The organism is Arthrobacter sp. 9E16 (assembly GCF_002929435.1).
GTDB lineage: Bacteria > Actinomycetota > Actinomycetes > Actinomycetales > Micrococcaceae > Arthrobacter_B > Arthrobacter_B sunyaminii.
Window position 1 is genome coordinate 253,091 of the sequence record NZ_PJIU01000002.1, and the last position, 12,983, is coordinate 266,073.

Annotated in this window: 12 protein-coding genes; 6 read left to right on the forward strand and 6 right to left on the reverse strand. The window is 62.7% G+C overall.

The features are described 5' to 3' along the window. The first annotated feature begins 144 nt into the window (after positions 1–144). From CXR00_RS07935 to CXR00_RS07945, 3 genes are all read left to right on the forward strand, one after another. The gene (locus CXR00_RS07935) at positions 145–885 is read left to right on the forward strand and encodes an alpha/beta fold hydrolase (RefSeq protein ID WP_104053991.1); all 741 of its coding nucleotides are present in this window, start codon (positions 145–147) and stop codon (positions 883–885) included. 607 nt (positions 886–1,492) lie between these two features. After that, positions 1,493–2,707, forward strand: coding sequence for an acetylornithine deacetylase (gene argE / locus CXR00_RS07940; protein WP_104053992.1), 1,215 nt, complete (start codon positions 1,493–1,495; stop codon positions 2,705–2,707). Then, positions 2,704–3,978, forward strand: a complete 1,275-nt coding sequence (locus CXR00_RS07945; protein ID WP_104053993.1) for an MFS transporter — start codon at positions 2,704–2,706, stop codon at positions 3,976–3,978. The genes argE and CXR00_RS07945 overlap by 4 nt, the downstream gene beginning before the upstream one ends. A gap of 108 nt (positions 3,979–4,086) precedes the next feature. On the opposite strand, the gene CXR00_RS07950 is transcribed toward CXR00_RS07945, so the two are convergent. The 5 genes from CXR00_RS07950 to CXR00_RS07970 form a co-directional block, all read right to left on the reverse strand. Further along, entirely contained in the window at positions 4,087–5,427 is a 1,341-nt protein-coding gene (locus tag CXR00_RS07950) for an APC family permease (RefSeq protein ID WP_104053994.1), read from the reverse strand. 266 nt (positions 5,428–5,693) lie between these two features. After that, positions 5,694–6,314 carry a hypothetical protein gene (locus CXR00_RS07955; protein ID WP_146068465.1) on the reverse strand — a complete coding sequence of 207 codons (621 nt, stop codon included), beginning with the start codon at positions 6,312–6,314 and terminating at the stop codon, positions 5,694–5,696. A gap of 113 nt (positions 6,315–6,427) precedes the next feature. Next, a complete protein-coding gene (locus tag CXR00_RS07960) occupies positions 6,428–7,075 on the reverse strand; it encodes an MBL fold metallo-hydrolase (RefSeq protein ID WP_104053996.1) in 648 nt (215 codons plus the stop codon). Then, the gene (locus CXR00_RS07965; protein ID WP_104053997.1) at positions 7,076–8,161 is read right to left on the reverse strand and encodes an S-(hydroxymethyl)mycothiol dehydrogenase; all 1,086 of its coding nucleotides are present in this window, start codon (positions 8,159–8,161) and stop codon (positions 7,076–7,078) included. It abuts the gene before it with no gap. 323 nt (positions 8,162–8,484) lie between these two features. Then, positions 8,485–8,757: a mycoredoxin gene (locus CXR00_RS07970; RefSeq protein ID WP_104053998.1), complete on the reverse strand. Its 273-nt coding sequence runs from the start codon at positions 8,755–8,757 to the stop codon at positions 8,485–8,487. A 105-nt stretch (positions 8,758–8,862) separates the two neighbouring features. Between CXR00_RS07970 and CXR00_RS07975 the strand changes: the two genes are divergently transcribed. Further along, entirely contained in the window at positions 8,863–9,660 is a 798-nt protein-coding gene (locus CXR00_RS07975) for an SOS response-associated peptidase (protein ID WP_104053999.1), read from the forward strand. Between the two features lie 14 nt (positions 9,661–9,674). Here the strand turns inward: CXR00_RS07975 and CXR00_RS07980 are convergent, their stop codons facing one another. Further along, positions 9,675–10,157, reverse strand: coding sequence for a VOC family protein (locus CXR00_RS07980; protein WP_104054000.1), 483 nt, complete (start codon positions 10,155–10,157; stop codon positions 9,675–9,677). Between the two features lie 135 nt (positions 10,158–10,292). On the opposite strand from CXR00_RS07980, the gene CXR00_RS07985 reads away from it, so the two are divergent. Next, entirely contained in the window at positions 10,293–12,596 is a 2,304-nt protein-coding gene (locus CXR00_RS07985; protein WP_104054001.1) for an efflux RND transporter permease subunit, read from the forward strand. Positions 12,597–12,605: 9 nt separating this feature from the next. Further along, positions 12,606–12,947, forward strand: a complete 342-nt coding sequence (locus CXR00_RS07990) for a chorismate mutase (RefSeq protein WP_104054002.1) — start codon at positions 12,606–12,608, stop codon at positions 12,945–12,947. Positions 12,948–12,983 lie beyond the last annotated feature (36 nt).

Consider the following 12,983-nt stretch of genomic DNA (forward strand, 5'->3'; position numbering starts at 1 on the left):
GGTAGAACGTGCTGGTGGTCCCGGGGTCATCTATGACTCCGGCCGGGGAATGCAGGATTATTCTTCTGCCTTGAGCAATCGCGACGCCAAGCTCAACATGCGTGCCCCGAAGCTTCTGCCTCTTGGTTGTCTACAGTCACTCACATGGATTTCATGGATATTGACGGGGCAAAGATAGCGTTCAGGGTCACGGGTTCCGGTCCTGCCTTGCTTGCACCGGAATGTAACTACACGTGGTTTCCCGAGTTGGTGGAACTGATGGCGCGTCGATTCACCGTCATCATTGCCTCGCCCCGCGACTTCGGAGCCAGCACGCGAACTCGTGGACCATACAATCCTGACCGCTGGGCCAGCGACTTGCGCCAAGTGGCTCTAAACCTGGGGTTTCCACGCTTCCTGTTTTTCGGTTATTCGTTCACTGGTGCATTCGGCCCTTGGCTGGCACAGCGGTTAGCCGAGCATGGGTCTGTAGTGGCCGTTGCCGCGGGTGGTTTCCCCCTGCTTGGAGACTACGGAATCACTTCCCGCGACGTTGATGTGCAGATGGCGGAAATGGAGCAGGACGAGTCCCTCTGGGCGCAGATTGATCACAGGTTCGATCCTGTGGCGGGTGCCATTTTCTACCGTGAGCTCGCCAGCCTAGCCCCGAATTCCCTGATTGATAGTGCTCCCAGTCCGCTCTATTGCTTCTGGGGCGACCAGGATCATGATGCTGTCGGGATGGTCCTGCCTCATGATGAGTTGGCCGACGGTTTGAGTCGGCGGGGTGTCCCGTGGAAGCAGTATCCAGGGTACGACCACGAGGGCCTCAACGGTGAGTTGCAGGTTGCATGGCCAGATGTCGAGACATGGCTCCTGGAACAGGCCGGCGAACAGGGCCTTTGAAGGGGTGGGCAGCTGGTTGACACCCGCCCACCCGGAAAACCAAGATTCGTCCCATGACAATCCGAGTACACAGCGAACCCAACTGCGGCAACGCACCTCGCCACGAGATCACCCGCCGCTTCGCTGTTGCCCTCGCAAGCATCGACGCAACAGATCTCGAATCGTTGCTCTCTCCCGACGCGGAGTGGGACGTTCTCGGAAGAACGGTATGCCGCGGTCTACCTGCCATTCTTGAGGCTGTTGCGTTGACTACTGCGATGGTTACTAAGATTCGGACCTATCACGCTTCTTCAAACTAACGATCCTTACCTCGGACGCCGGCTGCATCGTGGTGACCACGAGTCCAGTGATTCCGATAACCAAGGTGACAACCCCGAGAAAGATAGGAATCCAAGGCCGACCGACCAAAACTACGTGCCTGGTCACCAACCTTCCTCACATGAACTGTTAGACAGAATAAGTGAAGTCGCGTGCCGCGCAATGAGAATATGACGGCCGAGCCCGAATTAGTGTGACAAGGATGGCCCACAGTGACAGACTCTCGACTGTCAGTCCGCTGATAATGCGGGACCTCAGCAGTTGTCTCGATGAAGACCGGGAGTAAAACATGTCACCAACACCGAGCGATGCAACGCTTGAGGAAATTACCAGGCTGATCAATTTTGAGACAGTCAGCCGGGACAGCAACCTTCCGCTGATCGAGTATGTGGGTGAGCGCCTCAAAGCCCTGGGCATCGAATCCAAGCTGGTTCACGATGCAACCGGTCAGAAGGCAAATTTGCTCGCCACCATTCCTGCGGGCGACGGCACACGGACCGGTGGCATTGTGCTTTCCGGACACACCGATGTTGTGCCCGTCGACGGACAGGACTGGGGCTCTGACCCTTTCACCCCTGAAATACGTGATGGCAAGCTTTATGCCCGCGGCGCCTGTGACATGAAATCCTTTGTTGGCGTGGTGATGGCCAAACTCGACTCCATCGTTGCTGCCGAACTCAGCGAACCCATCCATCTGGCCTTCTCCTACGATGAGGAAGTTGGCTGCATCGGTGCGGTTGGCCTGGTAGAGGCCATCACGGCCGAGGGTCTGAAGCCGCGCGGTGCCATTGTGGGGGAGCCAACCTCGATGCGCGTGGTGCGGGGGCACAAATCGGTCAATGTCATCAAGGTGGATTTTCACGGTATTGCAGCACATTCCTCACTGACCCCGCAGGGAGTCAATGCGATTGCTGCCGCCGCCGATTTTGCGGCCTTTGTTGATGCCAAGGCTGAGAAGTTCGCCGGTGCCGGTGCGTCTGATGAAGCCTTCATTGTCCCCTACACCACTGCCACTGTGAACCAAATTCAGGGCGGTATCGCGGTAAACACCATACCGGCAGCATGCACGCTTCACTTTGAATTCCGTTCCATTGCGGATGATGACCCGGTGGAACTCATTGAAGAATTCCGTGCCGAAGCGCTGCGCATTGAGGCGCTCATGAAGGAGCGGAACCCAAAAGCCCGCGTTGATTTCACGGTGCTGGCCCAGACACCGGGGCTTGATACTCCCGAGGAGGACTCCATAGTCTCCCTGGCATCCGAACTGGGTGGAACGCCAAGCCCGGATAAGGTGACCTACGGTACCGAGGCGGGACTGTTCTCGAATGCGGGCATTCCCACGGTAGTTTGCGGCCCCGGCGACATTGCCCAGGCTCATGCACCTGACGAATTCATCGCACTGGAGCAGATTGCCGCGTGCGAATCATTCATCGACAACCTTGTGGAAGCACTCACCGCACAGTCTGCCAACCCTCAGCCCACGCCCACCGGGAGCCTCTCATGAGCGCAGCGTCAACGATAACTCCGAAGCAATTCAAAGATGCTAAGAAGGCGGTGATCAGCAGCTCGATTGGTGCCGCCCTTGAATGGTTCGACATCATCGTCTACGCAACCTTTGCAACCGTCATTGCCAAGAACTTCTTCCCGGATTCGGACCCGGTGTTCGCACTGATTCTCACCTTTGCCACTTTTGCGATTTCCTACCTGATCCGCCCTCTGGGCGGCCTGGTGCTCGGTAGTTACGCGGACCGCAAGGGGCGCAAGAGTGCACTCTCACTGACCCTGCTGCTGATGATGGTCGGCACGTTGATCATGGCAGTGGCGCCCACCTACGCCCAGGTTGGCATGTGGGGCGGGGTAATTATCCTACTCTCACGCCTCATCCAGGGTTTCTCCGCAGGCGGCGAATTTGGCACTGCAACTGCATTTCTGATCGAGACGGCACCGCACAAGAAAGCGTTTTATTCGTCTTGGCAGGTGGCAAGCCAGGGCGCCTCAATGCTGCTGGCCTCAGCCTTTGGCTTCGCGCTGACTGAAGGACTCTCCGAAGAGGCGCTGAACAGCTGGGGCTGGCGTGTGCCGTTTTTCGTCGGCCTGCTTATTGGTCCGGTGGGACTCTACATCCGCGCCAGGCTTTCGGAGACCGAGGATTTCATTCACAGTGAAAAGGAATCTTCTCCGGTCAAGACCTTGATCGTGAACCATTATGGGCGCCTGCTTGCCGGTTCAGCTGTCATTGGTGTGGCGACAATCTCCGTTTACATGATTCTCTACATGCCCACATTTGCCGTGACAAACCTGGAAATCCCGGCAACTGCGGCATACCTCGGCGGCGTGGTTGCCGGCATTGTTACCCTCGTGGGCGTGCCGTTTGTTGGTCACCTCGCGGACCGGGTGGGACCCGCAAAGGTGATGACTTATGCGGCAATCGGTGCGCTGCTCCTGGCTTGGCCGCTTTTCCAGCTCTTGGTCACCAATCCAACGGTGCCAACACTTGTAATGGTTATCGGCATACTCGGCGTGATCATGGCGTTCTACTTTGGACCGCTTCCTGCCTTGCTCTCCTCGATGTTCCCGGCAGCGATTCGGGGAACCGGGCTGGCAGTCACCTATAACGTTGGTGTGACGTTGCTGGGGGGTATTGCACCGCTGGTGCTGACCTGGCTGTTGAGTGTCACCGGGTCGTTGAGCGCACCGGGGTTTTACTACATGGCCATCGCGGTGATTTCCCTCGTTGGCTTGTACTTCGTGAGAACACGTTACGGCCGGCCCTAAGCCTCAACGATTGGTTCACTTCCAATCCCCCGGAAGGCCCCGTCTCTCTGCCAATTAGCAGAGACACGGGGCCTTTGCCATGGGGTTACAAAGCTATGACGCTGCAGCTCAGCGGGCGTCCACTCGCTCCTGGTGTTTGCGTCCGGCCCGGGCCGCGAGGAACAACAGGGAACCGATCACTACATACACGGCGGCGCTGAGCCAGATGGTCGCGGATTGCTGCGTGAGGAGTGCGATGCTCGCAATGATCGCGAGGACCGGCAGGATGCGGGGGGCGGTGAAGTGGTCGTGGTCGACCTTGTCCTTTTTGAGGACGAGGACGCTGACGTTGGCAGAAAGGAACACCAGGAGCAGGAGCAGCACCGTGGTTTCCGCCAAAGTGGCGACATTTCCGGTGAGGGTAAGGACGATCGTCAAACCGGCAATGACCACGATGGAGACCCAGGGAGTGCGGCGGCCGGGCAGCACGCGGCTGAAGGCACGGGGGAGCAGCTCGGCTTCGGCTAATCCGTAGCCGACACGGCTGGCCATCACCATGAACAGCAGCGCACCGTTGGAAATGGCGATCAGAGCGATAATGCTGAAGACTCCCGGCGGGATTCCGACGCCGCTGGCGGAGACAACATCGAGCAGAGGTCCGGTGGATTCGGCCAGATCAGCCGGCGGCAGGACGATGACCGCCCCGATGGCGATGAGGAGATAGACGACCCCGGCGGTGCTGATGGCGCCGAACAAGGCGCGGGGGTAGGCCTTGGACGGGTTGCGCACTTCCTCGGCCATGTTGGCTGCGGCCTCGAAACCGAGGAAAGAGAAGAAGGCGACAATCGATGCGGCGAAGGCGCCTTGGAGGGGCGGTACGTCCGGTGCGAACTCAAGGAGGCGGGACGGGTCTCCGTTGCCGGAGGTGAAGACGATGGCGGCGACAACGATGACAATGACGAGACCGGTTACCTCGATGATGGAGGCGACGAGGTTCGCCCCGAGGGACTCCCGGACGCCGCGAAGATTGATCAGGGTCAGCAGGATGATGAACACGATTGCTGCAGGGGCGGCCGGAACATCGATGATCGCTGTCAAATAATCGCCAGCGAAAGCGTTAGCAAGGGCAGCGGCTGTGGTGATTCCTGAGGCCATCATCAGGAAGCCGACGAGGAATGACACATAGGGGATGCCGAAAGCCCGGTCGGCGTAACGCGCGGCACCGCCGGCGTGGGGATATTTGGTGATCAGCTCCGCGTACGTCGCGGCGGTGAGCAGAGCAACGACCAGCGCAATCAGCAGGGGTATCCAGATCGCGCCGCCGACATCGGCGGCCATGGTACCCACCAGGGTGTAAATGCCGGCGCCGAGGGTGTCGCCCACAATAAACGCGAACAGCAGCGGCGCACCAATTGCCCGCTTCAGCCCGGTTGGTGCTTTGGAGGTGGCTGTGCCGGTATCTTTCGTCATTGGACTATTGGAGTCCGCTTGCCGCCCGATGGCAACTACTTGGCCGAAATTCAGAATGTGGGTAGTTAGCGCTGGTAGGGGGCGGACTAATTCAAGCCGTTCTTACCCTTGTGTTGTTCGTCCGCGCCGGAGCTGGCTGACGCCTACTACCGAGCGGGCGTTGCAGGCGACCCGGAGGCGCACAGTATCCCCGCCGATCCAACATCGTCGCCGTCGGCAACCCTGCCCGTGTCATCCGCACGAGTGGATAGTTCTGCGTCCTGACACTACGCCTCCTGATCAGGGAGCTGCGCGATGAGGTTCTGCATTTTCTTCCGGCGGCGGGGAGTCCATATCGGGTACCAGGCTGCCACCACGGTGAAGAACACCGTGGCAGCCACCCAGAACCACGGATGGTCAGGGTTGTCGATAATGAGAAAAACACCTAACCCGGCGAAACCAGTGAACACGAGCATTCCGAGCCAGGCCATAAGTCGCTCGTGCCGAATTGCCTTCAACAGTTCCGGAAGCCATTGCTCCGCCCTTGCACCTTCCGGAAGTTCGCCGGAGGACAGGGCTGTCCGGAAGTTGGTGGCCGTGGGCCAGCCCGCAGGCTTCCGGCGCTCTCGTGCCCGCTGCCATTTCACAAACCAGAGGATGAAGGCGCTGAGGGCTATGCCCGTGACAGCGGTGAAGGCGATGCGCCCCGGTTCCAGGATCTCTCCTGTGAAGTAGTCCATGCCGAGCAGGACAACCGTGTAGAGAACTGCGATGAGGAGGAAGAGGCCCCAGCTTGGCAGCCGGCGCAACTTCCTGATCAGGAAGCCTTCCGTGTGCTGTACTGTCGCGGGGTTTCTGGTGCCGGGGCCGGATCCGCCCGGACTCGCGGCACCTTTGGAGCTGTTCACTTGATGAGCCTAAACGGTGCAGCGGGCGATACGGGCCAGGCACGGGACCGCTGCTTCCGCGCGCCGGGGCTGATGCTCCTCGGAAGGAAACACCAGCCCCGCCGAACAGCAGGTTAGTGCCCGCGGGCGATCCATTCCTCCAGGTGCGGTGCCTCCGCACCGACGGTGGTGGAGTCGCCGTGACCGGTCAGCACCCGGGTCTCCGACGGCAGGGTCAGGAGGCGTTCGCGGATGGACTTGATGATGGTGGGGAAGTCGCTGTAGGAGCGCCCCGTGGCTCCGGGGCCGCCGCTGAACAGCGTGTCACCGCTGAACACCACCGGTGAACCGTCGCCGGGTGCGTCGGCAGCCAGCAGGAAGCACACGGAGCCGGGGGAGTGCCCCGGCGTGTGGATGGCCTGCAGGGTAATGCCAGCCACCTCGAAGATGTCGCCGTCCTCGATGTCGTCGTCGGGTCCCTCGTCCGGGAACACGGCGTCCCAGAGCATCCGGTCCGCAGGGTGCAGGAACACGGGGGCGCTGAAGCGGTCCCGGGCCTCGCCCACGGCGCGGATGTGGTCATCGTGTCCGTGCGTGAGCAGGATCCCCTGAACCTCGCGGTCACCGACGGCGGCAGCCACGGCGTCGACGTCGTGGGCCGGGTCAATGATGATCACCTGCGCGTCGTCACCGACGATCCACACGTTGTTGTCCACGTCCCAGGTGCCGCCGTCCAGCGAGAAGGTGCCGGAGGTGACGACCTTGTCGATGTTCGCGCCCATCTAGAGGACCACCACCGAACGCAGGACCTTACCGTCGTGCATCTTGGTGAAGGCTTCCTCAATGTCCTTCAGGCCGATGCGCTCGGACACAAAGGCGTCCAGGTCCAGGCGGCCCAGCTTGTACTGCTCCACCAGCATCGGGAAGTCGCGCGAGGGCAGGCAGTCGCCGTACCAGGAGGACTTCAGCGATCCGCCGCGGCCAAAGACGTCCGCCAGGGGCAGTTCGATTTTCATTTCCGGGTTGGGCACGCCCACCAGGACAACGCGGCCGGCGAGGTCGCGTGCGTAGAACGCCTGCTTGTAGGTTTCGGGGCGGCCGACGGCGTCAATCACCACGTCTGCGCCATTGCCGCCGGTGAGGGCGCGGATGGCCTCGACCGGGTCTTCTTCCTTGGAGTTGATGACGTGCGTGGCGCCCTGGGCCTTGGCCAGTTCCAGCTTCTTCGCGTCAATGTCCACCGCGATGATGGTGGTGGCTCCGGCCAGCTGTGCCCCTGCAACAGCGGCAATGCCCACGCCGCCGCAGCCGATCACGGCTACGGACTCGCCGCGCTTGACCTCTCCGGTGTTGATGGCGGCGCCGATGCCGGCCATGATGCCGCAGCCGAGCAGACCCACCGCGGCGGCGTCGACGTCGTCGTCCACCTTGGTGCACTGGCCGGCGGCCACGAGGGTCTTTTCCGCGAAGGCGCCGATGCCCAGGGCAGCGGTGAGCTCGGTGCCGTCCTCCAGGGTCATCTTCTGGGTGGCGTTATGGGTGTTGAAGCAGTACTGCGGCTCGCCCTTGCGGCAGGCCCGGCACTCACCGCAGACGGCACGCCAGTTCAGGACCACGCGGTCACCGGGGGCAACCTCGGTGACGTCGGGGCCGACGGCGGAAACCACGCCGGTGGCTTCGTGGCCGAGCAGGAACGGGTAATCGTCGTTGATGGCGCCCTGCTTGTAGTGCAGGTCGGTATGGCAGACGCCGCAGGTGAGGATGTCCACCAGGGCCTCTCCGGGACCGGGATCCGGAACCAGAATGGTCTCCAGTGAAACGGGGGCGTTCTTTTCCTTGACGACTACGGCCTGAACCTTATGAACCATGAGTGCTGCCTCTCGGGGGTGTCCGGGCGGGACGCCGATGTCCGGCGCTCCGCATCCATCCTATGAAGCGGGACGGATGTGCGCGAAGTTGACGTGAGTGAATGAATCAGTGAAGAAGGGCAGACCTTGCGGCCGGGTCCCGGCACTTGATTCACATAACCGGTGACCTTACCGCGAAAGCGGCCGCCGGGCCTGCGTATTGAGAATTACTGGCGCCGCCAGGTTTGCCGCACTCCGTTGTACAGGTAACGGGCATAAATGCCGCTTTTGGCCCCATTACCTGTACTACGGACCGGCTGGGCGACGTTTTGGCCCCGGGAGGACTAGACGCCCAGGCGGGCCTTGACCTCTGCGGCGGACGGGTTGGTGGCTGAGGAGCCGTCCGGGAAGATCACGGTGGGCACGGTCTGGTTGCCGCCGTTGATTTCTGCCACGAGTTCGGCGGTGCCGTCCACGTTCTCAATGTTCACCTCGTTGTAGCCGATGCCCGCTGCGTCCAGCTGGGACTTCAGGCGGCGGCAGTAACCGCACCAGGAGGTGGAGAACATAGTGATGGAACCGGCGTCGGGGGTGAATGCTTCTGCTGTGGCGGCCATGAAAGGCTCCTTTTGTGTGCTCGGGAACAGGGGACTGCACCGTACAACCTCGGGGGCGCTTGTTCAATTCCCGCGGGCGGCCGGACGGACTGGCAGACTGGAAACATGTGCGGACGTTACGTAATGGCGAAGACGACGGCGGACCTGGTCGCTGAGGCCGAGGCCGAGGCCGATGCGTTCCTGGAGCTGCGCTCGTCCTGGAACGTGGCGCCGACGTCGGACGTGCCGGTGGTGCTGGAACGGTTTGTCGGCGAGCGGCAGCAGGAGCGCCGCCGGGTGCGCCAGGTGCATGTGGCGCGGTGGGGACTGGTGCCGGGCTGGGCGAAGGACGCTTCGGCTGGGGTGCGCGCCTTCAACGCGCGCAGCGAAACGGTGCTGGAGAAGCCGACCTTCCGCGATGCCGTTGTCTCGCGCCGCTGCGCGGTGCCGGTGCAGGGCTATTACGAGTGGAAAACCGGGCCCGGAAAAACCAAGCGACCCTATTATGTGCAGCGTGCGGACGGGGCGCTGACCTTTTTTGCCGGACTCTACGAATGGTGGCGCGACCCGGCGAAAGCGCCCGGCGAGCCGGGCAGCTGGCTGCTCTCGACGTCCATCCTCACTGCTGCCGCTCCGGATCCGGCAGAGATCCGCAGCGCCGGGCAGCCGGACGTGCTCGCGGAACTGGGGGAGCTGCACGACCGTATGCCGGTTCCGCTTTCCCGGCAGTCCATGCCCGCGTGGCTGGATCCGGCTGCGCCGGACGCGGCGGCACTGGTTCACCGGGTTGTTGCACAGGCGCACGGTGAGGCCGCACGCTGGACACTGCGGGAAGTGGGGCCGGCGGTGGGAAGCATCCGCAACGACGGGCCGCAGCTGCTGGCTGCCCCCGCCCCTGAAACGACTGAGCCGGCCCTGTTCTAGCCGGTCAGATTGTTCTAGCCGGTCAAATCGGAGAGGGCAACCTGCGCCGGATCGGTGTCAATGGGGTCGATGACCTCGAGAGTGACGTGGCCGTTCGCCCCGATGCGCAGGCCCGGGTTGTGGCACACTTCCCAGCGGTAGCCGTCTGGATCGGTGAAGTAACCGGAGTAGCCGCCCCAGCTCATCTGCGTTCCCGGTGCCGTGACCGACCCTCCGGCTGCAGCAGCTTCGGCCAGGACTGCGTCCACTTCCGCCGCTGAACCCACGTTGTGGCCCAAGGTGACGGGAGCGGCGGCCGCCTCACCCATGGGACCGGCTTCGGCTGCCAGATGGTCCCGCCGGAAGAACGCCAGCAGCAGCCCCGGGCCCACCTGATAAAAGATGACCTCTTCAGGGACGTGCTGGACAGCCTCCCAGCCAAGCCGGGAAGAATAAAACGCGTAGGTTACCTCGAGATCCCGCACGCCTGCGGTGATCACGGACAAAGAAGGTTTCACCCTCCTGATCTTGCCACTGCCTGCCCGAAAAGTTTGTGTCTTACGTGTGTGACTTTCCGGGCGATCTGCCGGCCGGAAGGGCTCAGGGCACCCGGAAGCGTTGACCATGCCGGGGTGCGGGGCTGTCATGGGTTTATGGCACGGAATTCTCCACCACCACGTCGCCCGGCCGGAAGTCACGAGCCGGATGGCGCAGACGATCCGGCATCGGCGAACCGGACGCGGAAACGCACCGGGTGGGCCCGCTTCCTGATTCCGGTGGTGCTGATTGTGGTCTGGTTCGGGGTCGGAGGCATTGGCGGCCCGTACTTCGGCAAGATCAGCGAGGTGGCGGACAACAACCAAACGTCGTATCTGCCCGCCAGTTCGGCATCCACCCAGGTGGCTGAGCTGCAGAAGAAGTTCACGGACAGCGATGCGATTCCCGCCGTCGTCGTCTATGTGAACGACGGCGGCCTGACCGGCGCGGACCGGACTTTCATTACCGATCGGGCGTCGGAGCTTTCAAAGGTGAGCGGCGTGGCCGGCGGAGTGTCCCCGCCGCAGTTCTCCACCGACGGCAAGGCAGCGGAAATCTTTGTTCCGGTGCAGGACAATGACAGCGCCTCGGCCACCGTTGAGGACCTGAGCAGCGTGGTGCGCGAGGGCATCCCGCCGGGCCTGGACAGCTACGTCACCGGACCGGCCGGACAGCTGGCGGATATCACCGAGGCCTTCGGCGGCATTGACACGTCGCTGGTGCTGGTGGCGGCACTGGCGGTGCTGGTGATCCTCGTAGTGGTCTACCGTTCACCGCTGCTGCCGTTCCTGGTCCTGCTGACCTCCATCCTTGCCCTGTCAGCTGCCATCCTGGTGGTCTTCTATCTGGCCAAAGCCGGAACGCTCACCCTGAACGGCCAGGTGCAGGGAATCCTGTTCATCCTGGGCATCGGCGCCGCCACGGATTATTCCCTGCTCTATGTCTCCCGGTACCGGGAATCCCTGCGGGACCATGAGGGCCGGTGGGACGCTACCAAGGCGGCACTGAAGGGAACCTTCGAGCCGGTGCTGGCGTCTGCGGCTACGGTAACGGCCGGCCTGCTCTGTCTGCTGCTAAGCGACCTGAACTCCAATAAGGCGTTGGGCCCGGTGGCTGCCATCGGCATCGGCTTTGCGTTCCTGGCAGCCATGACGCTGCTGCCGGCACTGCTGATGCTGACCGGGAGGGCGGCCTTCTGGCCCCGCCGGCCCGCCTTCGGGTCCGAGCATCCGGACCGGGACGGGAACTCTCCCAAAGGGTTCTGGCCACGCGTGGCCCGGACCGTCAAGGCTCATCCGCGCCGTACGTGGGTGATTCCCACGCTGGTGCTCCTGATTGCGGCGTCAGGCCTGCTGCAGCTGCGGGCTTCCGGGGTGCCGCAGAGCGATTTTGTGCTGGGGCAAACCGCCACCAAGGAAGGCCAGCAGGTCCTGGGTGAGCACTTTCCCTCCGGCTCGGGCAGTCCGGCGCTGATTGTGGCTCCGGAAGGGGAACTGGACACCGTGGCCCGTGCAGTCCTGGAGGTTCAGGGCGTGGATGCCCTGGCCGTGGATGCTACGGGCACCCCGGCCGGAACGCTTCCGGTGACGGCCGACGGCGTACAGGCCTCGCCCGTCCCGGGAACCTCAGGTGCGCCCAAGGTGGTGGACGGGAAAGTTCTGCTGGAGGCCACGCTGAAGGATGCCGCGGAGTCCGATGCCGCCGAACAGGCGGTAACCGCCATGAGGGATAAAGTGGCCGGGATCGGCGATGTCCTGGTGGGCGGGGTGACGGCCACGACCATCGACACCAACGCGGCGGCCGCCCATGACCGGAACCTGATCATTCCGGTGGTCCTGGTGGTGATCCTGTTCCTGCTGATGCTCCTGCTGCGGGCGCTGCTGGCCCCGTTCCTGCTGATCCTGACGGTCCTGCTGTCCTTCGGAGCGACCATGGGTGTCTCCGCCCTGGTGTTCAACCACGTCTTCCGCTTCCCGGGGGCAGATCCGGCCGTTCCGCTGTTCGGCTTTATCTTCCTCGTGGCTCTGGGCGTGGACTACAACATCTTCCTGATGACCCGCGTCCGGGAAGAGAGCATCATTCACGGAACCAGGGAAGGAGTGGTCCGCGGGCTGCTGATTACCGGCAGCGTCATTACCAGTGCCGGCATTGTCCTGGCGGCGACCTTCGCCGCCCTGGGCGTGATCCCGGTGCTCTTCCTGGCACAGCTGGCCTTTATTGTCGCCTTCGGGGTCCTGCTGGACACCCTGGTGGTGCGTTCGCTGCTGGTACCCGCCCTGTCCTACGACATCGGGCGCAGAATCTGGTGGCCTTCCAAACTCTCCCGGGTGGCACCGGGGCATCACAGGAAGGCAGTTCCCGGTCATGCCGGGTCCGCCGGACAGTGGCCTCCGGAGAACCCGGGAGCCCCAGCCAGCTAATCTATTGTCATGGAAAGCCTTGATCACCAACGATCCATGACCTCCCAGCTGGACGATGTCCGCACCGCCATCGATGAAATCGACGAGGAAATCGTGGCGCTGATCTGGCGCCGGGAGCGGCTGGTGCGCCTCGCCGGTTCCCTCAAGGACAACGACGCCGAAGTCAAAGCTCCCGCGCGCGTCGAGGAGGTCCTCGAGCATGTCCGAACCACAGCACAAGCCCAGGACGGTGACGCCACAGTGGTGGAGGCCACCTACCGGGCCATGATTGATGCCTTCATCGACTACGAGCTCAAAGTGCGGCATGAAGCGCAGACCCAGGCCAAACTGGATGCCTTCTCCCGCAGCTAGCTGGCGGGCGGGATGCCGGGTTGCAGGTGTGGGGTA